At 54.8% G+C, this 23929-nt stretch carries 20 protein-coding genes; 6 read left to right on the top strand and 14 right to left on the bottom strand.

What is annotated here, in order from left to right; translation table 11 throughout:
• Positions 1-16 precede the first annotated feature (16 nt).
• Both motA and lafU read left to right on the top strand, forming a co-directional pair.
• Positions 17-880, top strand: coding sequence for a flagellar motor stator protein MotA (gene motA / locus MUU51_RS20285; RefSeq protein WP_159773111.1), 864 nt, complete (start codon positions 17-19; stop codon positions 878-880).
• The gene (lafU, locus tag MUU51_RS20280) at positions 877-1884 is read left to right on the top strand and encodes a putative lateral flagellar export/assembly protein LafU (protein WP_258968466.1); all 1008 of its coding nucleotides are present in this window, start codon (positions 877-879) and stop codon (positions 1882-1884) included. The genes motA and lafU overlap by 4 nt, the downstream gene beginning before the upstream one ends.
• A gap of 164 nt (positions 1885-2048) precedes the next feature.
• Here lafU and MUU51_RS20275 read toward each other — a convergent pair whose 3' ends face one another.
• Positions 2049-3686 carry a GGDEF domain-containing protein gene (locus tag MUU51_RS20275; protein ID WP_258968465.1) on the bottom strand — a complete coding sequence of 546 codons (1638 nt, stop codon included), beginning with the start codon at positions 3684-3686 and terminating at the stop codon, positions 2049-2051.
• 381 nt (positions 3687-4067) lie between these two features.
• Positions 4068-4451, bottom strand: coding sequence for a DUF1090 domain-containing protein (locus MUU51_RS20270; protein WP_258968464.1), 384 nt, complete (start codon positions 4449-4451; stop codon positions 4068-4070).
• 199 nt (positions 4452-4650) lie between these two features.
• Between MUU51_RS20270 and MUU51_RS20265 the strand changes: the two genes are divergently transcribed.
• The gene (locus MUU51_RS20265) at positions 4651-5772 is read left to right on the top strand and encodes a ribosomal protein uL16 3-hydroxylase (protein ID WP_258968463.1); all 1122 of its coding nucleotides are present in this window, start codon (positions 4651-4653) and stop codon (positions 5770-5772) included.
• A gap of 50 nt (positions 5773-5822) precedes the next feature.
• Here the strand turns inward: MUU51_RS20265 and MUU51_RS20260 are convergent, their stop codons facing one another.
• Both MUU51_RS20260 and MUU51_RS20255 read right to left on the bottom strand, forming a co-directional pair.
• On the bottom strand, positions 5823-7217 hold the full coding sequence (locus MUU51_RS20260; protein ID WP_159773134.1) for an MFS transporter: 1395 nt from the start codon (positions 7215-7217) through the stop codon (positions 5823-5825).
• Between the two features lie 58 nt (positions 7218-7275).
• On the bottom strand, positions 7276-8370 hold the full coding sequence (locus MUU51_RS20255; protein ID WP_159773136.1) for a cellulase family glycosylhydrolase: 1095 nt from the start codon (positions 8368-8370) through the stop codon (positions 7276-7278).
• Between the two features lie 202 nt (positions 8371-8572).
• Here MUU51_RS20255 and MUU51_RS20250 point away from each other — a divergent pair, with 202 nt between their 5' ends.
• The 3 genes from MUU51_RS20250 to MUU51_RS20240 all read left to right on the top strand — a co-directional run bounded on the left by MUU51_RS20250 (position 8573) and on the right by MUU51_RS20240 (position 12342).
• On the top strand, positions 8573-9586 hold the full coding sequence (locus MUU51_RS20250) for a LacI family DNA-binding transcriptional regulator (RefSeq protein ID WP_159773138.1): 1014 nt from the start codon (positions 8573-8575) through the stop codon (positions 9584-9586).
• A 186-nt stretch (positions 9587-9772) separates the two neighbouring features.
• Complete coding sequence (locus MUU51_RS20245; RefSeq protein WP_159773140.1) at positions 9773-10789, top strand: HlyD family secretion protein; 1017 nt, start codon at positions 9773-9775, stop codon at positions 10787-10789.
• Positions 10790-10800: 11 nt separating this feature from the next.
• A complete protein-coding gene (locus MUU51_RS20240; RefSeq protein WP_159773142.1) occupies positions 10801-12342 on the top strand; it encodes a DHA2 family efflux MFS transporter permease subunit in 1542 nt (513 codons plus the stop codon).
• 240 nt (positions 12343-12582) lie between these two features.
• Here the strand turns inward: MUU51_RS20240 and MUU51_RS20235 are convergent, their stop codons facing one another.
• The 10 genes from MUU51_RS20235 to MUU51_RS20190 all read right to left on the bottom strand — a co-directional run bounded on the left by MUU51_RS20235 (position 12583) and on the right by MUU51_RS20190 (position 23764).
• Positions 12583-13578, bottom strand: a complete 996-nt coding sequence (locus MUU51_RS20235) for an HAD family hydrolase (RefSeq protein ID WP_159773144.1) — start codon at positions 13576-13578, stop codon at positions 12583-12585.
• Positions 13575-14591: an oxygen tolerance domain protein gene (locus MUU51_RS20230; RefSeq protein ID WP_258968462.1), complete on the bottom strand. Its 1017-nt coding sequence runs from the start codon at positions 14589-14591 to the stop codon at positions 13575-13577. The genes MUU51_RS20235 and MUU51_RS20230 overlap by 4 nt, the downstream gene beginning before the upstream one ends.
• Complete coding sequence (locus tag MUU51_RS20225; RefSeq protein ID WP_258968461.1) at positions 14588-16108, bottom strand: tetratricopeptide repeat protein; 1521 nt, start codon at positions 16106-16108, stop codon at positions 14588-14590. Before MUU51_RS20225 ends, MUU51_RS20230 begins: the two co-directional genes overlap by 4 nt.
• Complete coding sequence (locus MUU51_RS20220) at positions 16105-17082, bottom strand: VWA domain-containing protein (protein WP_159773150.1); 978 nt, start codon at positions 17080-17082, stop codon at positions 16105-16107. The genes MUU51_RS20225 and MUU51_RS20220 overlap by 4 nt, the downstream gene beginning before the upstream one ends.
• The gene (locus MUU51_RS20215) at positions 17075-17515 is read right to left on the bottom strand and encodes a DUF4381 family protein (protein WP_159773152.1); all 441 of its coding nucleotides are present in this window, start codon (positions 17513-17515) and stop codon (positions 17075-17077) included. The genes MUU51_RS20220 and MUU51_RS20215 overlap by 8 nt, the downstream gene beginning before the upstream one ends.
• Positions 17516-18421 (bottom strand): DUF58 domain-containing protein, encoded by a 906-nt coding sequence (locus tag MUU51_RS20210; protein WP_159773154.1) that lies wholly within the window; start codon positions 18419-18421, stop codon positions 17516-17518.
• Positions 18421-19419, bottom strand: a complete 999-nt coding sequence (locus MUU51_RS20205; protein WP_159773156.1) for an AAA family ATPase — start codon at positions 19417-19419, stop codon at positions 18421-18423. The genes MUU51_RS20210 and MUU51_RS20205 overlap by 1 nt, the downstream gene beginning before the upstream one ends.
• On the bottom strand, positions 19416-20711 hold the full coding sequence (locus MUU51_RS20200; RefSeq protein WP_159773158.1) for an anaerobic sulfatase maturase: 1296 nt from the start codon (positions 20709-20711) through the stop codon (positions 19416-19418). Before MUU51_RS20200 ends, MUU51_RS20205 begins: the two co-directional genes overlap by 4 nt.
• A 119-nt stretch (positions 20712-20830) precedes the next feature.
• On the bottom strand, positions 20831-22408 hold the full coding sequence (locus MUU51_RS20195; RefSeq protein ID WP_258968460.1) for an arylsulfatase: 1578 nt from the start codon (positions 22406-22408) through the stop codon (positions 20831-20833).
• A gap of 243 nt (positions 22409-22651) precedes the next feature.
• The gene (locus MUU51_RS20190; protein WP_258968459.1) at positions 22652-23764 is read right to left on the bottom strand and encodes a GGDEF domain-containing protein; all 1113 of its coding nucleotides are present in this window, start codon (positions 23762-23764) and stop codon (positions 22652-22654) included.
• Positions 23765-23929: the final 165 nt, after the last annotated feature.

Genomic DNA, 23929 nt, shown 5'->3' with positions numbered 1-23929 from the left:
AGGAATTGAGGGTGTCATGCAAAAAATATTGGGGTTACTCGTCGTACTGGTGTGTGTCTTCGGTGGGTATTTTGAAGCCGGGGGACAGCTGGTCGCTATCTGGCAGCCTGCGGAAATGATCATCATTATTGGTGCGGGTGCAGGAGCGATGATCATTGGTAACCCAATGCACGTTCTCAAGGAAATTTTCCACCAGATCAAAGGCGTCATCAGCAAAAAGAAACTGGGACCGGAGTTCCAGCGTCAAATGCTGCTGTGCCTGTATGAGCTGCTGGAAACCGTGCAGAACGGCGGCCTGCGTGCGCTCGATCAGCATATCGAACAGCCTGTGGAAAGTACCATTTTCCAGAAATACCCGCTGGTTCTGACTCAGCAGCGTCTGGTGACGTTTATTGCCGATAACTTCCGCCTGATGGCGATGGGCAAAATTGACGCCCACGAGCTGGAAAGCATTCTCGATCAGGAGCTGGAAACTGCAGAAGAATCCCTGCTTACGCCATCCCGTTCGTTACAGCGTACGGCGGAAGCGATGCCTGGTTTTGGTATCTGTGCGGCGGTACTGGGGATCATCATCACCATGCAGTCCATCGACGGCTCAATTGCGCTGATTGGTCTGAAAGTGGCGGCGGCGCTGGTGGGAACCTTCATGGGCGTCTTTATCTGTTACTGCATCATGGACCCCCTTTCCAACGCCATGGAACTGCAGGCGCGAGCTGAACACTCGCTGCTGGAGTGCGTGCGTACCGTGCTGGTCGCGCAGGCGGCGGGCAAACCCACGCTGCTGGCGGTGGATGCCGGTCGTAAATTGCTGCATCTGGCCTCGAAGCCGACCTTCTCCAATCTCGACTCTTGGGTTAACACGATGCTGGAGCAGGAATGAGTGTAAGAAACAGACCCGGTCGTCGGGAGCGGATGCCCGGCAAAACTATCATCCGCCGTCAGGTCAAAAAGGGCCATGCGGCCCACCATGGCGGCGCATGGAAAGTGGCTTTCGCGGACTTTACCCTTGCGATGATGGCGCTGTTTATGACGCTGTGGATTGTCGGCAGCGTCAGTAAAAAAGAGCGCGCGCAGGTCGTGGCGGCGCTGTACAACCAGTCCATCTTTCACGGGGGCGGCATGACCCCGCTCAACAACATCTCCGCCACGCTGCACCCGATTCATTCCCAGGGCGCCCACGGGGCGTTGGCGAACAGGATTGCGCAAGCCAATACGCACACACGTACGGCGATGAATAATCAACTGAACATGCCTATCAGAAGCACGGAAAACACCGCTCTGTTGAAGCAGAAGAATGCGCACGAATTAGGGGAACTGGCGACGACCATCTATAACATTGCTCAGAAGGCAAAGATGGAAGCGAACCTCGAGATTGAAATTGTGCCTCAGGGGTTACGCGTGCTTATCAAAGATGACAAGCATCGCCAGATGTACTCCGTCGGCAGCACCCGGATTTCACCGTATTTTAAAACGCTGCTGACCCAGCTGACGCCGGTATTTGATTCGCTGGATAACAAAATGATCATCACCGGACATACCGATGCACTGAAGTACCGCGCTGGCCATTACAACAACTGGAATCTGTCAGGTGATCGTGCGCTGGCGGCGCGCCAGATTCTGGAAGATGCGGGTATGCCAAATGGGAAGGTTTTGCAGGTTAACGCCATGGCAGATCAGATGCTGCTTGATAAAGCCGACCCGAAGAGTGAAGCGAACCGTCGTATCGAAATCATGATCCTGACGAAAACCGCCTCAGATACCTTAAAAGACTTCTTCGGCCAGGATGGAGACAAAGTCGCGCATCCGACAACGCCTGCGCTGCAGAGTGTAAAAGCCATTATCCCTCCTGCCGCAGCGGCCAATATTCCGGTTGCTCATCGGTAAAAAGCGTCTGACTTTTCTTTTTAATTACCTTTTGATAAACGGCTTTCCCTCACGGGAAAGCCGTTTTTTTAGGCTGAAGATACCGCTAATGTGCAGGCGATTGAGGAAAGCGTCGTCGCCAGGAACAGGGTTTTGCAGGGCGGTGTTATCAGGTTTAAGCAGGCTTAAGCCCACGAAACGCGGTCGCGTCCGTCGGATTTCGCCTGGTACAGCGCCGCATCGGCTTTTTCCAGCAGCGTTTCGAGAGCGGCATCATCAACCTGAACGGCACCGAAACTGGTGGTGATGCCGACCTGGTTGCCATCGGGCGCGACAAAGCGCATGGCTCGGATATTCTCCTGGAAACGCGCGAGGATTCTTTGCGCCTTAATCTCTGAATCCGCGTTGAACATCACCGCGAACTCTTCACCGCCGAAGCGGGCGACAAAGTCCCCGGCGCGGCAGTTGCTTTGCAGCGTGCGCGCCAGGCCAATCAACACTTCGTCCCCGAAAGGATGACCCCAGGTGTCGTTGACGCGTTTGAAGTGATCGACGTCGATAATCGCCAGCCAGATTGAGGCACCTTCTGGAAGTTGTTCCGGAAGCTGAGCGACCTGTTCGTTGAAGAAACGACGGTTGCCAATCCCCGTCAGCGGATCTTCATTCATCTTGCGGGTCAGCACTTTGGTTTCTGCTTTTTGCTGCTTAAACACGCCGTCTAACATATCGATGGATTTGAACAAATTCTGAATTTCCGCCGCATCTTCTGCGTCGGTGCCTTTTTTATTGATGTTGTCATCAATCACATTGCGGATGGTTTCGTTCAGCGTCAGCAGCGGTTTCAGCACCCGCAAATTAATAAAGATGCAGATGGTGATAATGATGCACAGCAGGGTAATCAGAGAGACGATAACCTCGACCAGACGTGAAAAGGATTGTTCGGTCTGGTTTGCGAAAAAGCTGCCCAAATTATCGAGATATTTTTGCTCCAGGAGCTGGAAGCTGCTCAGACCTTCGCGATATTGAATCGAAAAATTCACCGCATCGATATGCTTAAGGCCGTTATAGGTCATCTGATTATCGACGGACTTAATCAGAAATTCGGTTTTGTTATTATAATCATCGCGTGCGCGCTGCAAATCACCGCTCAGCACCGGATTTTCTTTCAGACCGCCAAGCATCAACCACAATACGTTCAGACGCGCCTGGCGTTTGGTGGTGGCGGTAATATCGGCTGACGAAATTGGAATGTCATAACGCAAGGAGTACAGATAGGGCGTCGCCATCCGGCCCAGCGTATCCCTGATCTCCCCGAGTGAAAGTAGAGTATAGAAATAGCCGGTGCCCGCAATGTCTCTGCTGGCATAATTCATCGACACCGAGATAGTGATTTTATTAAAAGCACTGGTGGCGTCCAGCAGGACGTTCATCGCGCGGTAGACTTCGGTCGGTGATTTATCTGGAACCGCCATCACGTCATCGACTTTGCGTCTGGCGATGCTCAAACCCTCTTCGGCATCTGCGATCTTATCGGAAAGTTCGGGAATCGCTATGAGCTGCTTAAGGGATTCATCGGTTTTCTCCCGTGCCATCGCCAGGGCGGTTTTGGCGTGAAGCTCGTCCTGGGCCGATTCCAGCAAATACTCGTTCGAGTAACCCCGCTCATTGCCCATCAGGTGATTGGCATTCAGCATCAACTTGATGGTGTTGAATTTCGCGGCGCGATCGCGGGCGGCGATGTAGTGCTGGGAGACCGTCGAGATTTGCCACCAGCTCAGCACCATTGAAATCAGTGCCACCGCGCAGGACAGGACAATGAGCATCCTCATTATCTCGGCATTTTTTAAAATTTTCTTACTTTTACTCATACGTTCGATTTACCTGGAAATGAAAGCGGTGAGTACCTTCTGTCAAAGGGAAAGCGGAAATCAATGCATTGCATAGAAAATAAAGATTGCCACTGAGAGAATATTCAGAAAGGGTTCAACAGTGTCAGGCTGGATAAAACAGCGGCGCTGACAGTACATCAAATACTATCCGATGATTATATAATGGATGGAGAAGTGGCCTGGGAATGGAGTTGTTTAATATTAAATGGCAGGCACGGAAGTGTCTTATTTTCTCATGACGCGTTAACCAAAAGAAAACCGCCCGGATGAAGTGAACCCCGAAAGATGGACACATTACTTCACCTGGCGGTTTCGTTATTTATTCAGTTCGGCTTTCGCGTCGGCCAATTCTTCTTTAGCGTCATCCAGTTTTTCCTGCTTTTTCTGGATCTTATCCGTGCGTCCTGTTGCTTTTGCCTCGGTCAATTCCTGCTCACGCTCGGCGACTTTTTGCTCTTTTTTACGCACGTCGGCTTCACGATCTGCACGCAGTGAGGCGTCGCTGCAGTTGGCGTTAACTTCTGACAACGCTTTTTCAAGCCCGGCGATGCGGTAGCTGTTGTTGTGCGTTTTGGCGTAGTCGATTTGCTGCTGGATGTCGTCCTTCTTTGCGGCGCAGCCGGTCAGGTTTGACTGGGCAAATGCGGGCAGGGCAGGGAGGGCAAGCAGCAGCAGGGCAAGGGTGGTGTTCTTCGTCATTGTTGAGTGTTCCATAGTGACGTATTCCGTGTTCATTAGCTTAAGGATTATCTTACTCACCAGTTCTTAAAGATTTCTTAAATCCCCCTAAAAAATGCGGGATGATTCATTTTTTCGCCAACCCTTGACCCTCAACAAGGTCGCACCTGGCCATTTCTCGCATAATCACTGCCGTTTATCCTCTTACTGGTGTGATTGTATGGTTAACCAACTGAACCTTAACTGGCCCGAGTTTTTAGAGAAATATTGGCAAAAACAGCCCGTTGTGTTGAAAAATGCCTTCCCAAACTTTGTCGACACGATCACGCCAGATGAGCTGGCAGGCCTTGCAATGGAGCCGGAAGTAGACAGCCGTCTGGTGCGTCAGACCGACGGTAGATGGGACGCCAGCCATGGTCCGTTCGAGGATTTCGACGGACTGGGCGAAACCGGCTGGTCACTGCTGGCACAGGCCGTCAACCACTGGCATGCGCCGTCGGCGGAGTTGGTGCGTCCGTTCCGCGTGCTGCCAGACTGGCGTCTGGACGACCTGATGATCTCCTTCTCTGTGCCGGGCGGCGGCGTTGGCCCGCACATCGATAACTACGATGTGTTCATTATCCAGGGCATGGGCCGCCGTCGCTGGCGTGTGGGCGATGCAATCCCAATGCGTCAGTTCTGTCCGCATCCGGCACTCCTGCACGTTGATCCGTTTGAAGCGATTATCGACGTTGAAATGGAGCCGGGCGATATTCTGTATATCCCGCCTGGATTCCCGCACGACGGTTACACATTTGAAAACACGCTGAACTACTCCGTGGGCTTCCGTGGGCCGAACGGCCGCGACCTGATCAGCAGCTTTGCCGACTACGCGCTGGAAAACGATCTCGGTGGCACGCACTACGGCGACCCTGAACTGACCGTGCGCGAGCATCCGGGCCAGGTAGAGGCGCATGAGCTTGAGCGCCTGCGTAACATGATGATCGACGTTATCAGCCAGCCGGAAGATTTCGCCCAGTGGTTTGGCCGCTTCGCTTCTACGCCGCGCCACGAGCTGGATATCGCCCCGGCAGAACCGCCGTATGCGGAAGAAGAAGTGCGGGATGCGCTGACGGGCGGCGAAACGCTGGTTCGTCTAAGTGGCCTGCGCGTGCTGAATATTGGTGGACACTTCTTTATTAACAGCGAAGTCTGGAAGACGGTAGACGCCAAAGCCGCCGACGCGCTGTGCCGTTTCACCGAACTCGGTCAGCAGGAACTGGGCGATGCGCTGCAAAACCCGGCGTTTATCGCCGAGCTGACGGCGTTTATCAACCAGGGTTACTGGTACTTCGACGAGTAAGTTTTCATGCCCGGCGGCGCTCCGCTTGCGCCGCCGGGCATTTACTCAAGTCAATTCGCTGAAATCGGGCGTGGGTCCAACGCCGGTTTTTCCGCTTCATCATCACGTGCATGACGCCGTTCTGCCAACAAGCGACAAATCTCCGCGTGCTTCTCCTCGGTGAAGGTAAAGCGCGACATAAAGCCCAGACGGATCAATGAGCCAATCGCCGGTAACAGACAGATACCAAAGAACAGGCCGTTCAGCACCGCATCGCTCTGGCTTTGAGCCTGCGGCACGTAGCCAATCATCGTCAGGAATAGCCCAATCAATCCGCCGCCCACCGCCACTGACATCTTGCCGGTAAATGTCTGCCCTGAAAACGTAATCGCCGCGCAGCGTTTATGGGTGTGATATTCAGCATATTCGATGGTATCGGCAATCATTGAGGAGGTCAGGAGATTGGTCATCATCACAAAAAGGGTACTCAGCCCCAGCAGCAGGAACAGCAGCACCGTATGCTGATAGCCCGCAAACCACATTACCACCCGCACCGCGATATCCAGCCCGCAGAAAATCATAAACAACTTCCGCTTCTGTATCCTGCGGGTCAGCATCGGCGCCACCAGGCACACCACGGCGGCGACAATCCCCATCACGCCGATAATCATTTGCAGGCTGGCATCGTGCATGTTGTAAATAAAGAAGTAGATATAAATGCCATTGGCCACGTTATGGAAAACACAGAAAAAGAATGACAGCAGGATAATAAACAGCGGTTTATTTTGGCGTAAATTGCGGAAGGTATCCCGCATCGTGACTTTTTCCGGGCTCGGCGGCACGCGCTCTTTAATTTGCAGGAAGCCGTTAAGCATCAGCGGCAGCCCTACCAGCATCATCACCAGTGCGGCCATAAAGTAGCCTTTGTCGTTGCTGTATTGCGCGAAGAAGGCCGCCAGTTTAGGGAAGAAAATATTGGCGCAGGCAATACCCGCGTTAACGCCGAGCATCGCGGCCGTCACGGCACGCGTACGCTGGGCGGAGTCGTTGGTCATCACCGACGACATCGACCAGAATGGAATATCGGAAATCGCATACAGGGTGCCCCACAGAATATAGGTCACACCGGCATAGAGAATTTTGGTGGTGGTGTCGGCTTCTATTTTATAGAACGACAGCAGGGTGACGCCGGTTATCAGCAGCGGCGCAATCAGCATAAAGTGACGGAATTTGCCGAAGCGGCTGTTGATGGTGTCCATGATGCTGGCAAACAGCGGATCGTGGATAGCATCCCAGGCGCGGGCGATAAGGAAAATGGTACTGGCGGCGAGGGCGGAAATCCCCAGCACGTCAGTATAAAAATAGTTAATGAACGAACCCACTAAACCAAAGCTAAAACACTGACCTAAACCATAGCCAAAATAGGACCACAACTCGCGTGACGGTATTTTCATTGTAATTGCCATAGTGCGTACCTTTCATCCCGGTGGCGAACCACCGGGTTAGCTAACATCATGAGTGTGATTAACGGGCAGGGTGCAAGCCGATTTTGCTCAGCTTACGTACCAGATCCATCTCCGCTTTTGAGAAAGGAATACCGTTCTCTTCAAAGACGTCGTGGAACCACAGGCGGCAGTAGTCAGGTGAATTCGTCATCACCACAGGCCACGGCAGCCAGGTCTGGGTTTTGCCACGTACCAGTCCCCATTGATACGGCGCGACGTTGGCGGCGTGCATCAGCGGTAACTGCTCTTCGATAGTGCTGCCCACATGGCGCGCCAGCCATTCGGTACAGAATATCGGGCGACCCAACTGTTCCAGGTGATGAATAATCGCCACCATCCGCGCAGTGTTGGTATAGGCGTGGAAGCTCACCACATCGGAGAGCGCCAGTGCGGTCTGGTCCAGCGGATGCTGATAGAAGTGCTCGCTTTCCGTTTCAGGTTGAAGCGGCAGACGCCAGGCGCACACGGTCAGCGGTTGTTGAGGGTCTTCATCGCGAGCCCACTCGAACGCGCGTTGCATCAGTTCGTGGGCGTAGCTTTCCAGCTTCTCGTCGTACTGCACTTCTACTGTGCCGGTGGCGAAAATCCCGCGGTTGCCCGGCTCGTTATAGAGATCCCATAACAGCACGCGTTTATCGCGCTTGAATTCGCGTACGATATCGCGCACATAGCGTTCAATGTTCGGCCACTCATCGCGATCGCAGACTTTCGCCCGGCCCGGACTCGCCGCCGCCTGGCTGTTGTGCTTACCTGGCTCCGGGGCTTTTTGTTGGCCCAGATACGGTTCATCGCCAGAGAAGCCGCAGTCGTCCATCAGCGTCAGCATGGTGCTGAATCCGTGACCGTCGGCAATCTCCAGGAAGTGATGGATACGCGCTATCAGCCCGTCGCGATCATGCTCCCAGACGATAAACGGCAAATTGATGCGCAGGCTGTTGTAACCCGCTTCGGCGGCCCAACCCAGTTCTCGCTCAATGGTCGGCGCGTCAAAGGTCTCTTTCTGCCAGATATCGGTCCAGTTCACCGCGCTCGACGGCAGATAGTTAAAGCCGCACAGCCAGCCCTGCTGCTGATACCATTCCTGCGCTTGTGCCGGAGTCCATTGCTGTTTCATGTCGAACCTCATCAGTTGATAATGTTTAGCTAATAAATATTAGTCGCAGCATGAATGAGCAATTGGCGGCGCATAAAAAAGCGATGGCTGTCACAAAGTTGATCTGTCTGCGATGAAGAAACGTGAGCCACCCCACACAGAGCTGCCGAATCGAGGCGAGGGCAGGTATGATGTAAGCTGTTTTCGCCGTGGGGCAGGGATAATGAAACGGAAAAATAAAGTCACCATGATCGATATCGCGCGCGCCGCCGGGGTATCTCAGGCGACGGTGTCACTGGTGCTTAACCAGTCGCGGAATATCAAACTCAGTGATGACACACGTCAGCGTGTGATTGCGGTAGCGAGTGAGCTCGGCTACGACCGCCTGCCCGCTATACACTCACCGCGTAATCAGGAAGAGATCGCGCTGCTGATAAGTTCGCTGCAAAGTTACGATCCGTTTGTTGATGCCATCAGTCAGGCGCGGGAAGCGGCGTGGCGTAACGAAGTGCTGCTTACCGTCTACGACTATGGCGACGATAACGAGCTGGCCCTGAACATCATTCGCCAGCTCGAAAAGCGCAACTGCTTAGGCGTGATCATTGCCTCGCCGGTGACCACTATCGTTGATATGACCACTTTCCAGGACTGCACCCGCTTGCCGATTGTGCTGCTCAACCAGCGCGATCCGGATTCCCCGTTGCTGCCGTCGTTCGTGCCGGACGATTACGCCAATGCGTTTCAGATGACGCGTCACTTGATTCAGCAGGGCGCAAAACGTATCGCGCATATCACCGGCGAGAGCTGGATGGAGGCCACACGCCAGCGTCTGGGCGGTTACCAGGCGGCACTGGCGCAGGCGGGGATCGCGCCGCAGCCGGAATGGGTACAACAGACCAACTGGCAGTTCAATGAATCATATCAGGCGACGGCAGCGCTGCTGGCGCTGGAGGTGCGTCCGGACGCCATTTTCTGCGCCAGCGACTGGCTGGCGATTGGCTGTTATCAGGCGCTTTCCACGCACGGCGTGCAAGTACCGGAGGAGATGCTGGTGGCGGGATACGACGATCAGAAAATCTCTGAACAGATGACCCCTCCACTCACAAGTATTCAGCTGCCTTATGGTGAACTCGGCAGACTGGCGGTGGAATATCTCTGTAATGCGGAAGATGCCGCCACCCATTTAACGCTTGCCGGACGCCTGAAAATAAGGCGCTCAAGCGCCACAAATTTATAATTAAACCGCCAATAGCACAGCTTGCTTAGTACATTATAAGCAAGCTAAGTATTATTCATCTCATCAATAACTCTGCTGATACCTGAACACTTCAACTTAAATGCAACCTGTCCGTCGCGCAGGGCATTTGCGTTTCTTTTTGTTTCTCTTCCGACGTGGGTATCGCTCAAATAATGAGACCTGCACATGAATATTAAAAAATTACGTTTTATCTTATTACTTGTCGTTCCGACTTTGGGCGTTGCGGCGGGCGGCTGGTTTTATTTAACCGGCGGTCGCTATGTGGAAACCGATAATGCTTATGTGAAAGCGGATAAAACCGCTATCGGCGCAGAGGTATCCGGTCGCGTATTACACGTGGCGGTAAAAGAAAATCAGCATGTGAATAAAGGCGACTTATTATTTAGCATCGATCCTAAGCCCTATGAATTAGCGGTGGCGCAGGCGAAGTCTGAATTGAATAATACCGTTATCGATTTAAATACCATTAAATCGCAATATCAGAGCAAGCTCGCCAACATCGCGGTATCCAAAAGTCAGTATGCCTATGCGCAACGTGAAGAAGGGCGTTTGCATCGCCTGAGCGGCCCGGGTTACGTGTCCGCGTCGGAACTTGACGCTGCGCACCAGAAAACCCTGTTGATGGCGCTGGAAGTGAACATGTTGCAAAAGCAATTGCAGGAAGTGGTCGACAGTTTCGGTGGCGATATTTCTCTGCCGGTGGAAAAACACCCGCGTTATAAAGAAGCGCTGGCGCATCTGAATACGGCTAAGAATGACCTGACTCACGTCAACGAATATGCGCCGTCGTCCGGGAATATCACCAAAGTATTGCAGACCGGGGAATACGTACAGGGCGGGACCACCGCCATGCTGCTGGTCTCCGATCAGAATCTCTATGTCGAAGCGAACTTCACCGAGAAAGATTTAACCCATATCCGTGATAACGAAACGGCTGAAATCAGCGTCGACTATGCCCCGGGCGTGACCTGGCACGGCAAAGTGAGCAGCATCAGCCCGGCGACGGGCGCTGAGTATTCGGTTATCCCGGCGGAAAACGCCACCGGGAACTGGGTAAAAGTGACCCAACGTGTGCCGGTTCGTATCCGTCTGGAAACCGACGCCAGCCAGCCACAACTGCGTGCGGGCTTAAGCGCCACCATCAAAATTGATACCCAGGCCAGTACCCACAGCGTGTCCTGAGGAGGTCCGTTATGTCTGATGTGATAGCTGCTCCGCAGCCACTGAAGCGTACTGCCGACAGACGATTGTTGATCACCTTCTCGGTGATGCTGGCAACCATCATGCAGGCGCTGGATACCACCATCGCCAACGTGGCCCTGCCGCATATGCAGGGCGCGATGGGTGCGACTCAGGACCAGACGTCGTGGGTGCTCACGTCCTACATCGTCGCCGCTGCGATTGCGATGCCGATGACCGGTTTTGTTGCCGCACGAATCGGGCGTAAACGCCTGTTCACGTGGTCAGTAGTCGGTTTTACCGTGGCCTCAATGCTGTGCGGGGCCGCACAGTCTCTCGATCAAATCGTGATATTCCGCCTACTACAGGGGATTTTTGGCGCAAGCCTGGTGCCGCTGTCACAGTCGGTCATGCTGGATGCCTGGCCGAAAGAGAAGCACGGTTCGGCAATGGCGATGTGGGGGATGGGCGTGATGGTCGGCCCAATTCTTGGCCCGGCGCTCGGCGGCTGGCTCACTGAATATTACAGCTGGCGCTGGGTGTTCTATATCAATATCCCGTTTGGCGCGCTGGCCTGGCTTGGGATCTCGACCTTTGTCAGCGAAACGGCGCTCGATGTAAAACGTAAATTTGACCTGCTGGGCTTCTTCTTACTGAGCGTGGCGATCGGCAGCCTGCAGCTTTTCCTCGATCGGGGCCAGTCGAAAGAGTGGTTCTCGAGTGGCGAAATCATCATCGAAGCGGTGCTGGCGGGCGTGGCGTTTTATCTTTTTGTCTCGCATATTTTCACTGCCAAAAAGCCGTTTATCGAGCCGGGGATTTTCCGCGATAAGAACTTTGTCGTGGGGCTGCTGTTCAGCTTTATGATGGGCACCATCCTGCTGGCCACCATGGCGCTGATGCCGCCGCTGCTGCAAAACTTCATGAACTATCCGGTTATCGACGTGGGCCTGCTGATGACCCCGCGCGGCTTCGGCACCATGTTCAGCATGATGGTAGTCGGGCGCATCGCTGGTAAAGTCGACCTGCGTTACGTTATCGCGCTTGGCGTGGTGGTGATGGCGATTTCACTGTGGCAGATGACGCAGTTCAGTATGTGGATGAGCCAGTGGGAAATCATCAGTTCCGGCGTGGTGCAGGGGATCGGCATGGGGCTGACGTTTGTGCCGCTCTCGACGCTCACCTTTTCAACGCTGGCACCTTCATACCGCACGGAAGGGACGTCGCTGTACTCACTGATTCGTAATATCGGTAGCAGTATTGGTATTTCGGTAGTGACCACTTACCTCGCTCAACAGAGCCAGCGTAATCACAGCGTGTTCTCCGGGTTTATCAATCCGTTTAACAAAGCGCTGCAGCATGATATTCATCACGGTATGTATGGCCTGCATAACATGTCCGGGCTGGTGGCTATCAACAACGAAGTCACCCGTCAGGCGACGGTGATGGCGTACTATCAGGATTTCCGCCTGATGATGTTTTTATGCTTCCTGCTGTTGCCGCTGGTGCTGCTGTTTTCGAAGCCAACGAAGGTGGGTGAGACGATTCTGGAGTAGGAGTGGTGCGTTAATACGCTGGATCGGAGGTTTGTTCCAGTGCGGCGGGTTGTTCAGCTCCCGGTGCTCTTGGGAGCTGAGGTTTGTTCCGTTCACCTTTTGTTCGGCAGATTCTATTTCTTCCGCGGAACGTGAACACCCCTGCTGAAGGTCTGCGGGTTTTAGTGGCATCAGGAAGGTGATAAACCTGAAGGAGCGCAACAACCCTCCGGTCTAAAGAGGGCATCAGCGCGCAGAGATTCACTTCGCCGGACACATCGCCGGATCAAATACCGTTTTCCAGTCCTGCTTCATATCCACCACCGTCCAGCCTTTGGCTTTCGCGACGGGCAGAGCGGCTTCCAGTTTACCGCTGGCTGGTGGATGGCTGTCATAGGCATACTCACGTGCCGCATCGGTGTGATGCACCAGTAGACCGAACGTTTTGTAATTCGGGTTCGCGGCGGTGTATTGCAGCATCTGCAAATCACCATCGCTATTGCCAAAGGCCGCCACCGGGCGATGCCCCATAAACAGATGAATAGCCACTGGCTTATTGGCTTGGTCGTCGTTAAACGCGCCGTTCATGGTTTTGCGGATTTGCGTGCCGTTGTCGGTCAGAGAGAATTCACCCAACGCAAAGGAACCGACCACCTGCTCCGGTGGAATGCCATACATTTTCTGCGACATCACGCGCATAAAGTCGGTACCACCGCCGGAGATAATCCAGGTTTTGAAGCCATTTTCACGCAGATAATCGAGCAGCTGGCGCATCGGCTGGTAGCCCATCTGGTCGTAGCGGCAGCCAAAACGCGCATCTTTATGGGTTTCAAGCCAGCTGGAAACACGTTTGTCGAAATCGTCAGTGGTCATGCCGCTGTGGGTCATCGCCAGCAGTTTCAGTAGCCCTTTATTTCCCGCTTTGACCACGGTTTTCAGGTCATTGGTCAGAACGGCATTAATGAGCGGATCCTGTTTCCATTCCGGATGCTCCGGTGCCTGGCGCTTGATTTCGTCAATAATAAACTGGATCTGGAATGTCAGCGGCGCTTCCGGCCACAGCGTGCCGTCGTTGTCGAACACCACATAGCGCTGATCTTCAGGAATAAACGCGTCACTGCCCTGTTTCGTCGAGTTTTCTACCCACTGTTCGATAGACTGTTTGGCCGCGGTGTCATTCCAGGTGGAAAGCGGGTCGGCGTGGGCCAGCGTGCTGCAACCCAGCATCAGTGTGCAGGCCAGAAGTGTTTTTTTCATCGTTTTTTCCTTTCAACGGGAGCGAGTTCAGGCAATGAGACTGGCTGCCAGAAGCGCAGCCAGCGGTGATGTAACCAGTTCGCGCTTTGGCGCAGCTGACGGCGTGCAAACCAGCCGCTTGCGCCGATAATCAGCAGAACCAGCAGGCCGATGGCGACATGCCACGGCGTATCGCCGGTACTGCCACGTAGAGCAGATTCTTTGCCTGCGGCGCGGGCGCTTTCGACCTTCAACGTTTCGCCTTTCAGCTCCGCCAGTTGCCACTGATGGTGTTCGGTATCCCACCAGCGTAGTCTTACCGGCGGCAGCGTCAGGGTGCCGGAGTCGGTTGGCATATAGCGCAGTTTTTCCACGCGCATTGCGCCCTCGATATCACCGCGTCCACTTTTGATAAAACTATTTACCGGCGTCAGACGCTGGCTCTCATCGCCAGGAATGGCGTACAGAATCTGCGGAATTTGCGCGGGTAAAATGTCCTGAGCCTTGACGGTGACCACGCGTTCGACCGCATCGCCCGCGCGCAGGGTTTTATCTTTTCCGGCATGGTACTGGGTGATGGTCTGCGTCAGTGAAAGGCCGCGTGCGGGTAAAAAGCGGTCTGGTTGCTCAACACCTTTCGGCCAGTTGACTGGCAATTCAAGCGCCTCCAGATGCACTGTCGCCGGTGGCTGACCCGAAGAGGTGATGGTCAGGTCGACCGCAGGCAGACGCAGTGTGCCTTGATCCCATGCCATCAACTGGCGTTCAAGACGAATGCCGCTCCAGGAGATGCCGTTTTGTTGGCGAGTCAGTAACTGGTTTGGCAGCGGCGTATTGAGTAATACCCCTTCCTGAACCTTAAACTCAGGCCATTCTGGCGGCGGATTAAACCAGCTGTCGGTCCAGTATGTGACGGCCACGGTCACCGGCTGGCCCGGCACAATGCTTTTCGGGGCCACGATTTCACGCGTGATGTCCATTGCCGCATGGGCCGGGAGCATCGCCACCATCAGCAGTGCTAACAGGCGTTTCATGGCGTCGTCTCCTGGGCTCCGTTGCGGTACAGACTTTCCAGCAGGCCAGACGGTGACACCTGTAAATTCTCAAACCACTGATTAAGCTGCGGCGAAGTGCCTTTGATTGCACCAATGTCTTTTTGCTTCACGCCCTGGCCTTTTTTCAAATCTTTTAGCACTTTGTCCGGCCCTTCATCATCCTGGTTGCTCCCTTGCTCCTGCTCAGCCTCGCGCTGTTTGAGCCGCAGTTGCATGACGATGTGCGACACTTTTTCGCGGTTTTCCAGCGCCATTTTCCAGTCCGGGCGCAGGCTCAGCGCCTGATCGTAGGTGTCGAGCGCCTGCTGCCACTGTTTTTGTTGTGCAAGGCTGTTGCCGGTCCATAACAGCGTTTCCGGCGTTTGCGGCGCGCGGCGGAATGCGCTCACAGCGGCAGTAAAGTTTCCGGCATTGTACCAGGCGATGCCTTGCCACAGCGGATCGCGGAAGTGTTCGGCGGCTTTTTGGTAGTCGCCTTTCTCAAACGCGTGCTGACCCTGAACGTCCGGGCTGACCCACGCGTCGAGCCAGGCAGCATCGCTATGGGAAGACCAGAACATCATCGGCATCACCAGTGCGATGCAAATCAGCTGGCGACGCCAGAAGAACAGCAGCACCAGCATCGGGATCGCCAGCAACCAGCCGCTGTTTTTCCAGTGCAGGTCACTGCGGGCGTTGTTTTGTTGGGTGACGGACTGCTGAATATGGCTCTGTACCACCTGCAAATCGCTGTCATCGGCGGTGACCAGCGTGACCGGAATACCGGCCTCGCGCACCGTACTGAAACGCTCAACGTTGAGTCGGGTGTCGATACCGCGGCTGGCGTATTTTTCCGGCAGCGTGCCACCCGTGGCGGTACCCGGGACCCAAATCTGAATCGGTGCGTTGAGCTTTTCGAGGTAGGACACGTCGGCGTCCGTTAGCGTATCCGCCACCAGAATCAGACTGCGCGGCGAGGCCGGGCTGTTTTTGATCGCCAGCTCAACGGCGGCCTTCAGGCCAGAACCCGAACCTTCCGGCATCAGCGACGGGTTTTGCGCATGCAGGAACAGCGAGAAGAACTGCGGGTCCTGAGTCAACGGTGTGGTAACAAATGCCTGATTGCTGTACACCACCAGACCGTATCGTGCGCCGGGGGCGTTATCCATCAGGCTGCTGATTTTGCTTTGCATGCGTTCGTTGCGGCTCGGCGCCAGGTCCTGAGCGTACATCGCCAGGTCCTGCTGCATGACCACCATCACGTTACTTTCTGGGGTCAGGGCCGCGGGAAACTCACGCTGCCAGGTCGGCCCAGCGAGGGCAATCACCCCGAGGGCGAACAGCCATGGCAGCACCTGGGTCAGGCGTTTTGAGCGCCCGATAATCAGCGCTTTCGCGAACGGTTTGTCCATGATGCGCTGCCAGGCGCTGGCCCCGGCGAAGGGCAGAAATGCCAGCAGGGCGGCAACAATCAGCCCCAGCAAACGCCACGGGTAGATAAAGTGGAAGTCACTCATGACCGTTTCTCCCTGATAAATCGCGCCAGAGCCAGCAGCAGCAACAGCAGCATGGCGGCCCCGAGTGGCCAGGCAAACAGCGGCAGATGCCACGACCAGCCGATGCTTTTCACCTGTACCGGCGTGATGGCGTCAATCTCTTTCCAGACGCTGTCGAGCGCCGCGCCGGAGTTCGCGGCGGTCCACGATTTTCCGCCAGTCGTTTGGGCGATTTGCTGTAACAGCGGAAGGTCGACTTTATCTTCCCCGACGCTGTGCGTGTCGCCGAAGGCGATGGTATGCACCTGAACGTGGTGCGAGGCCGCCAGTTGCGCGGCAAGATCTGGCGAAAGCTGCGACGCGGTATCGTTGCCATCGGTCAGCAGAATGGCGAGTTTGCTGGCCTCTTTATCGGTGCCGGAATCGAGCACTTTCACCGCCACGCCGAGGGCATCGCCGATCGCTGTTTGTTGGCCGATCATCCCCGGGGCGAGCTGATCAATGCGCATATTCAGCGCCTGCTTATCTTCACTCACCGGTGCGAACGGCCAGGCGCTGCTGGCAAAAATCACCATCCCGATGCGGTCAGATTTACGCCCCGCCACGAATTTACGCACCGACGCCTGAACCGCCTGCAAACGCGTGATGCCGCCTTCGACATCGTTCTTTTGCATTGAGCCAGAGACGTCGAGGATAAGCACCATATCGCGCATCGGCTTCTGAATGTGCTGCGGCGGCGTGAGGTATTCCGGACGGGTCAGGGCGCAAACCAGCAGCGCCCACACCAGCCAGAACATCGCCCCGCGTAGCCAACCGTCACGTACCGGCTGGCTGTCGAGTTTCAGTTCATCGATGAGATTGGGCAAGAACGGCACGCGAACGTGCTCTTTTTGCTGGTTGTCCTGCGATAGCAGATAGCGCCCCAGCAGCGGTAACAGCATTAACAGCCATGCCCATGGCCAGGCAAAATCAATCCGTGAAAATAGCTCAGACATCAGGCAGCTCCTTCAGCCATTGTGCCAATTGATGGCGCAGCCGTGATTCATCATCGTCCGCAAGTCGGTTATCTCGTTGGCAATATTTGGCACACATTTGCAGGCGCAGTCCGTTTTCAAGGGGAACCTGCTGTAACAATGCCTCTGCGGTCAGCCAGTTGCTGACCGTCGCGCGCGGCTGGTGAACCAGTAGCACCTGTTTAATCAGATTCAGCCAGCTGTCGACGCTGTGTGACGCGGGCAAAACGGACAGCGCTTCGCGACGCCAGCGATTGCGGCGGTAGCGGGCACAGTAGAAAAACAGATAAACGATGAGAACCGCGAGCAGCAGGGCACCCAGTGCCAGCCAGCCCGGCGGCAGAGGGAACCAGGAAGGAGAGGGAGGTAGCGCCGGCTGCGAGAGCGCGGGCACGGAAAATCCTTTCTCGAGCATTCAGATACCTTTTTGTAACTGCTTAATCAGATCCTGAGTGACCACCAGATGATTCACACGAATGCCGAGCCGCGTCAGGCGGCTTTGCTGGCGGGCAAGACGCGCCGTGGTGCTTTGCTCAATATCCGCTTTTAACCCGGAGTTGAGCGTAAATGCTGCTTCGTGACCTTGCCAGGTGGCCGCCAGGGAGCCCGAAGAGGGCAGGCGCTTGTGCAAATCATCCAGTACCACAAAGGCGCTGACTTCGCAGCGGCGGCGCAGCCCGGCAAGCAGGGCGTCGCAGTTGTGGTCCAGATCGTGGAAATCGCTGAGCACCGCCACCCATGCGCCGTTGGGGATAGCTCCGCTGGCGCGCAGAAGCGCATCGGACAGCGTCACGGTGGCGACGGGTTCAGTCGGATACTGTTCCGGCAGCAGCTGGTTGTAGTGCTGCAACGTATCAAGGATGGTATTCAGACTGGTGCGCGGCGGGCGGCATTTTTGCAGCGCCATGTCGGTATCGTTAAATACCAGGCTGCCGACCCGATCGCCATCGTGCCAGCTCCGCCAGGCCAGCAGTGCGGCGGTTTTTGCTGCGGCGACGGATTTGGTTTGTCCACGGGTGGCGAAGAACATATCGAGGCGCTGATCGACCAGCAAAAACACCGGGCGCTCGCGCTCTTCGTTGTAGAGTCTGATCCACGGCTGACGAAGGCGGGCCGTTGCCTGCCAGTCAATCAGACGCACGTCGTCGCCTGGCTGATAGCGGCGCAGACTGTCAAAATTCAGCCCGCGACCCTGCTGTTTTGAGGTGCGTTCACCTGCCAGCGCGCCCGGCGGAATTTGCCCCGGCGGGTTGGCAATTAGACGTGCGTCGTTGACCAGCGCAAGCAGCGTCTCACGGTCGACACTGAGGCGGCTGTCCATTACGCCACCACGGCGTCGAGGAGCATTTTCACCACGTCATCAGCGGTGCAGTTATCGGCGCTGGCCTGGTAGCTCAGCATCAGGCGATGACGGATAACCGCCGGCGCGATGCGGCGCACGTCTTCCGGCAGCACTGCGTCGCGGCCTTCGAGCCACGCCTGCGCGCGGGCACAGCGGTCAAGCGCCAGTGAGCCACGTGGGCTGACGCCGATGTGGATGTAGCTTGCCAGCGTGTCACTAACGTTCTGCGGATAACGCGTCGCTTCAATCAGATTGACGATGTACTCCTCAATCGCAGGCGCCACGTACACGGCAGAAATCTCCTGCCAGCTGGCGGCAATTTCCTGCTGCGAAAGGGTCAGATTTTCATCCTGCGGGGCGGTTTCGCTTTTTGCCAGGGCCTGATATTTGGCCTGCTGTTCGGCGCGAACCATCTGCATCACTTTCTGCTCGTTCTCTTTCGACGGGTAATCGACGAGAACTTTCATCAGGAAGCGGTCGAGCTGTGCTTCCGGCAGCGGCCAGGTCCCTTCCTGATCCACCGGGTTCTGCGTGGCGAGCACCATGAAGACGCCCGGCAGCGGCCAGGTTTTCCCGGCGACGGTCACGTGGCGTTCTTCCATCGCTTCGAGCAGCGCCGACTGCACGCGGGCAGACGCACGGTTGATTTCATCGGCAAGAATAACGTTGCCGAACACCGGCCCTGGACGGAAGCGGAACTGGTCCTCTTCGCGGGTTGCGTTCTGCTGATAAATTTCGCTGCCGGTAATGTCTGACGGCAGCAGGTCAGGGGTGAACTGAATACGGCGGAATTCGCCTTCAACGTGGCGCGCCAGTTCGCGCACCGCACGGGTTTTCGCCAGGCCAGGCAGGCCTTCGAGCAGCACGTGCCCGTCGCAAAGCAGGGCGATAATCAGCATCCGAACCAGTTCTTCCTGGCCCAGAACCTGGGTGTTCATTCGTTGTTCTAACTGAAGCAGTTTTTCCCTGCTATTCATTTTTTCACTCCTGCAAAATCACGTTTCAGTAGCGTGGCGATCCCAACCAGAATTGGCTCAGCATAGTTAAAGAAGGCTTTGATGCCAGGGCAAAGGTAGTTCAGACCCAGCTCGCCATCGGGAGTCCGCACCAGACGGTTTTTCGGGCATTCGCCCCAGCACAGTTTGAGGTAAGGGCACTCTTTACAGTATTTCGGCAGGGTATCTTTTTTGCCCATGCCAAAAGCCTGCTGGCGTTCGGAGAACGCGAGGTGCGCCAGTTTGCTGTTCTCGATATTGCCTATCTGATATTCCGGGTAGACGTAGTGGTCGCAGGAGAAAATGTCGCCATTTTTTTCGATAGCGAGGCCCTTGCCGCAGAACTCGGAGGCGGTGCAAATCTGCGCCGGCATCCCCATGGTCTGCGCCACGGCGGTTTCGAACAGGTTCACCTGCACGCGGCCTAAGTCGTTGTTGACCCACTCTTCGAACACCGCAATCAGGAAGGTGCCCCAGTCTTCGGGATCAACCGACCAGTCGGTGACGATGGAGTCTAAATCACCCGGGCGGGCGCGACGGCTGCCGGTAATCGGAATGGAATCGTCCTGCCAGAATTGTGGCGCGGTGCTTTTGAAATCGACGGGTTCGACGCACGGGTTGAACTGCACGTAGGTCGCGCCCAGTTCGCGGGTCATGAAGCGATACACTTCTAGCGGGAAGCGGGCGTTGGTGCGGTTGACGGTCACCAGCGCGTTGAACGGTACGCCGTGGCGCTTGAGCGCATCGACGCCTTCCATCACTTTATCGAAGGTCGGTTTGCCGCTGCGCGTGACGCGATAGCGGTCGTGCAATTCTCGTGGGCCATCAATCGAGATACCCACCAGAAACTTATGTTCTTTGAGGAACGCAGCCCATTTGTCGTTGATCAGTACGCCGTTGGTCTGCAAATCGTTTTCAATTTGCTGGCCCGGTTTTTTGTACTGCTTCTGGAATGCGACCACTTTTTCGAAAAATTCGAGTCCCATCAGGGTCGGTTCGCCGCCCTGCCAGGAGAAGACCACCTGCTCGCCATCCTGTCCGTCGATGTACTGACGAATGAAGTTTTCCAGCACCTCATCGCTCATCCCGGTGTGTCTGTCCTGATGGAGTAATTGTTCTTTAGACAGGTAGAAACAGTAGGTGCAGTCGAGGTTACAGGTGGAGCCGGAGGGTTTGGCCATCACGTGGAAACGGCGTTTGTACTCTGGACCTTTGCCGTCATATTTTTCCGCAGACGGTAATGCTTTTACGGGTAGTGTGGTGCTGTACTTCATAGCAAACCCCTAAGGTGTAATGACTGACAAAGCGCACAATGATCGTAGTTCAAAATGCAGAGCGGATTGCAATCGCAACCCGCTCTGAGCATGAGGTTCAATGCCTCACTATATCAACATTATTTGTTGATGTTTGAACCTTGCTCAAGCATCGCTGACGCATCAGAGATGGTGAATGAGCCTGGTTTCTGGCGTGGTGGGAACTCTTTGAAGGTTGCGAGCATTTGTTTCGCGTACTTCTGAGCGCCGCCCATCAGGAACATGCGGTCGTAGAACCAGCTCTGGTAGCCCATACCTTTGTCGCCTTTCTCAAGCGGATCCACTTCCAGATCGAAGATCAGAGGTGCACGCAGCTTGGTGAACGGATAACGCCACAGATCCAGACCTTCGTGCTCCTGAATCATGAAGTGCGCTTTCCAACGACCGTAACGCATCGCCAGCAGATCGCCGTCATCACTCCAGTAGAAGAACTCTTTACGCTGGTCTTCGCCTTTGCCCTGCAGGAAGTCGAGCTGGTTGTAGCCATCCAGATGAACTTTGTAGGTGATGGACGGGGTTTTGTAACCCTTCAGCAGCTGATCTTTGATGTTGGCATCGCCCGCAGCAGCAACCAGCGTCGGGAACCAGTCGTAGCTTGCAAACATGTCTTTTACGATGGTGCCAGGTTTGATGTGGCCAGGCCATTTGATCATCGCTGGAACGCGGAAGCCGCCTTCCCAACCGGTGTTTTTCTCACCGCGGAATGGCGTTTCGCCTGCGTCAGGCCAGGTTGCTGTCATCGGACCGTTATCGGTGGTGTAAACAACGATGGTGTTATCTTCAATGCCGAGATCTTTAATCTTCTGCAGCACTTCACCAACCATCTTGTCATGCTCAACCATACCGTCAGCATAAGTACCGAGGCCGGTGGCCCCAATGCTCTTATCTTTCAGGTGGGTTTTGTTGTGCATACGGGTGGTGTTGAACCAGGTAAAGAATGGCTTTTTAGCCTTAACCTGACGTTCCATGAAGTCGTTGTTCGCCGCTAACGTTTCTTCGTCAACGGTGCCCATACGCTTAATGGTCAGTGGACCGGTATCTTCAATTTTGCCATCAGCGCTGCTCTTAATCACGCCGCGCGGGCCGAATTCTTTACGGAAGGCCGGGTCTTTCGGATAATCCGGGTTCTCTGGCTCTTCTTCCGCATTCAGGTGGTACAGGTTACCGAGGAACTCATCGAAACCGTGTGCGGTAGGCAGGAACTCATCGCGGTCGCCGAGGTGGTTTTTACCAAACTGACCGGTCGCGTAGCCCAGCTGTTTCAGGATGTTAGCAATGGTCGGGTCTTCTTTTTGCAGACCCTGTGGTGCACCTGGCATACCGACTTTACTCATCCCGGTACGGAATGGCATCTGGCCGGTGATGAACGCAGAACGACCCGCGGTGGAACTTTGTTCAGCGTAGTAAGAGGTGAATTTTGCACCCTGAGCAGCAATGCTGTCGATGTTCGGGGTGTCATAACCCATCGTACCCTGGTTGTAGGTACTCAGGTTCCAGTAACCGATATCGTCACCAAAGATGACAACGATGTTCGGTTTAGAAGAATCTTGTTTTGGAGAGGCTGTCGCAGGCGCTGCGTAAGCAGACGTTACAGCGCCAGAAGCCAGCGTCAGCATGCTGGCCAGCATCGTCCTCTTGAAAGGGACATTTTTTAACATGTGGAAGAGCTCCGTTCATTAAGGTCTATGTGAGTATAGTTAAGGTTAACGAATTGCATACTTGTGTTTGATGCAAAAATAAATGATTACGATTATGTACTTTTATGTACAAAATCCGCCAGATAGAACGGGATTTTAACGCGCTTTTATGCATAAAAAAGGACTGATATAAGAGGTCGCGGCAACTGCAGATACCGGGATTAATGGCGGCGACCTATTTTTGGCGATGAAGTGATGTTAGCGTTATTCTCGCTTCTGACGCTCCCAGCAGATCCGGTTTCGCCCGTCACGCTTGGCTTGATAAAGCTGCTTATCGGCAAATTCCAGCAGGGCTTCCATCGTCATGCCGGGGTGCCATCGCGCTACACCCAGACTCATCGTCACGCGCGGCGAAACCGTCGAGCCTTTGTGCGGAATACGCGCTTCAGCCAGCGCATGCTGGATACGCTTGGCGATGCTGAGTGCGCTGCCCGGTCCGTCGCAAGTCGCCATTACCACAAACTCTTCTCCACCAAAACGGAAGGCGGCATCGGTGTCTTTGCGCAGCGACTGTTCAATGCAGCGCGAGACCCGAATCAGGCATTTATCACCTTCAACGTGACCGTAAAGATCGTTGTATTGCTTGAAAAAATCGATATCCAGCACAATCAGAAATAGCGATTTTTTGCCCTGCACAAGCGAACGGGTGCTTCGGGCAAAATACTCGCCCAGGCTGTGTCGGTTATACAGGCCGGTGAGGGTATCGTAGTTGGCGAGTCTGAGCAACTTCTTGATCAGCAAGTTCTTTTCATACTCGCTGCGCTGAGTCCGCTGATAGGATTCGATCAGAATGTAGCGCGCCGAAAGCACCACAATCAGGATGATCACCGCTGCAATGCTCTGCAACAAGGTGAACACCATCGGCGAGATAAACCCGCCGAAAATCACGGTGGCGATAATCGGCACGATAAACAGGGTCAGCAGTTTGGCTGAGATGTAGAAAGTGATGGTCGCCGGAAGCAGCACGATAACCAGTGCGACCATCGCGATGGTCGGTTGCTGAAAGTCATTCAGCATGTGAAAGAAAATAACCGACCAGAAGGCACTGAAGATAAGTACGATGGCGGGCAGGCATTTCTGATACAGCCCTTCATTGATACGATCGTGTAGCCGCCAGGTAACCAGCGCATTGAACAGCGAAAAGCCGATGATGCCGTACAGCGGCAGGGTGTAATTCTCCGCATCCAGCGGAATCGACGCCCCGCCAAACACCCTCAGCACCAGCCACAGGCAACAAATTATATTCAGGCACAAAAACCAGATATACCCCTTCACGCTGGCGATCGCCATTTCTCCGGTGCTGTGCTTGATATCCATGACCTGACTCCCGATTTTCTTATCCTTGATGATAGTGGATCACACTTTGCTGCTCAAACCCCGGCCTGCATTTTCCCTTTTCCAGACGATTCAGTTAGAAAACCAAGACTTAACTTAAATGTAACCAAATGATATATTTTTTCATAACTTACAAGGTTGAATAAC

Source organism: Scandinavium manionii, assembly GCF_024764775.1.
GTDB classification, from domain to species: Bacteria; Pseudomonadota; Gammaproteobacteria; order Enterobacterales; family Enterobacteriaceae; genus Scandinavium; species Scandinavium manionii.
Note: the sequence above shows the minus strand (reverse complement) of the source record. Positions and strands in the feature narration are given on the sequence as shown.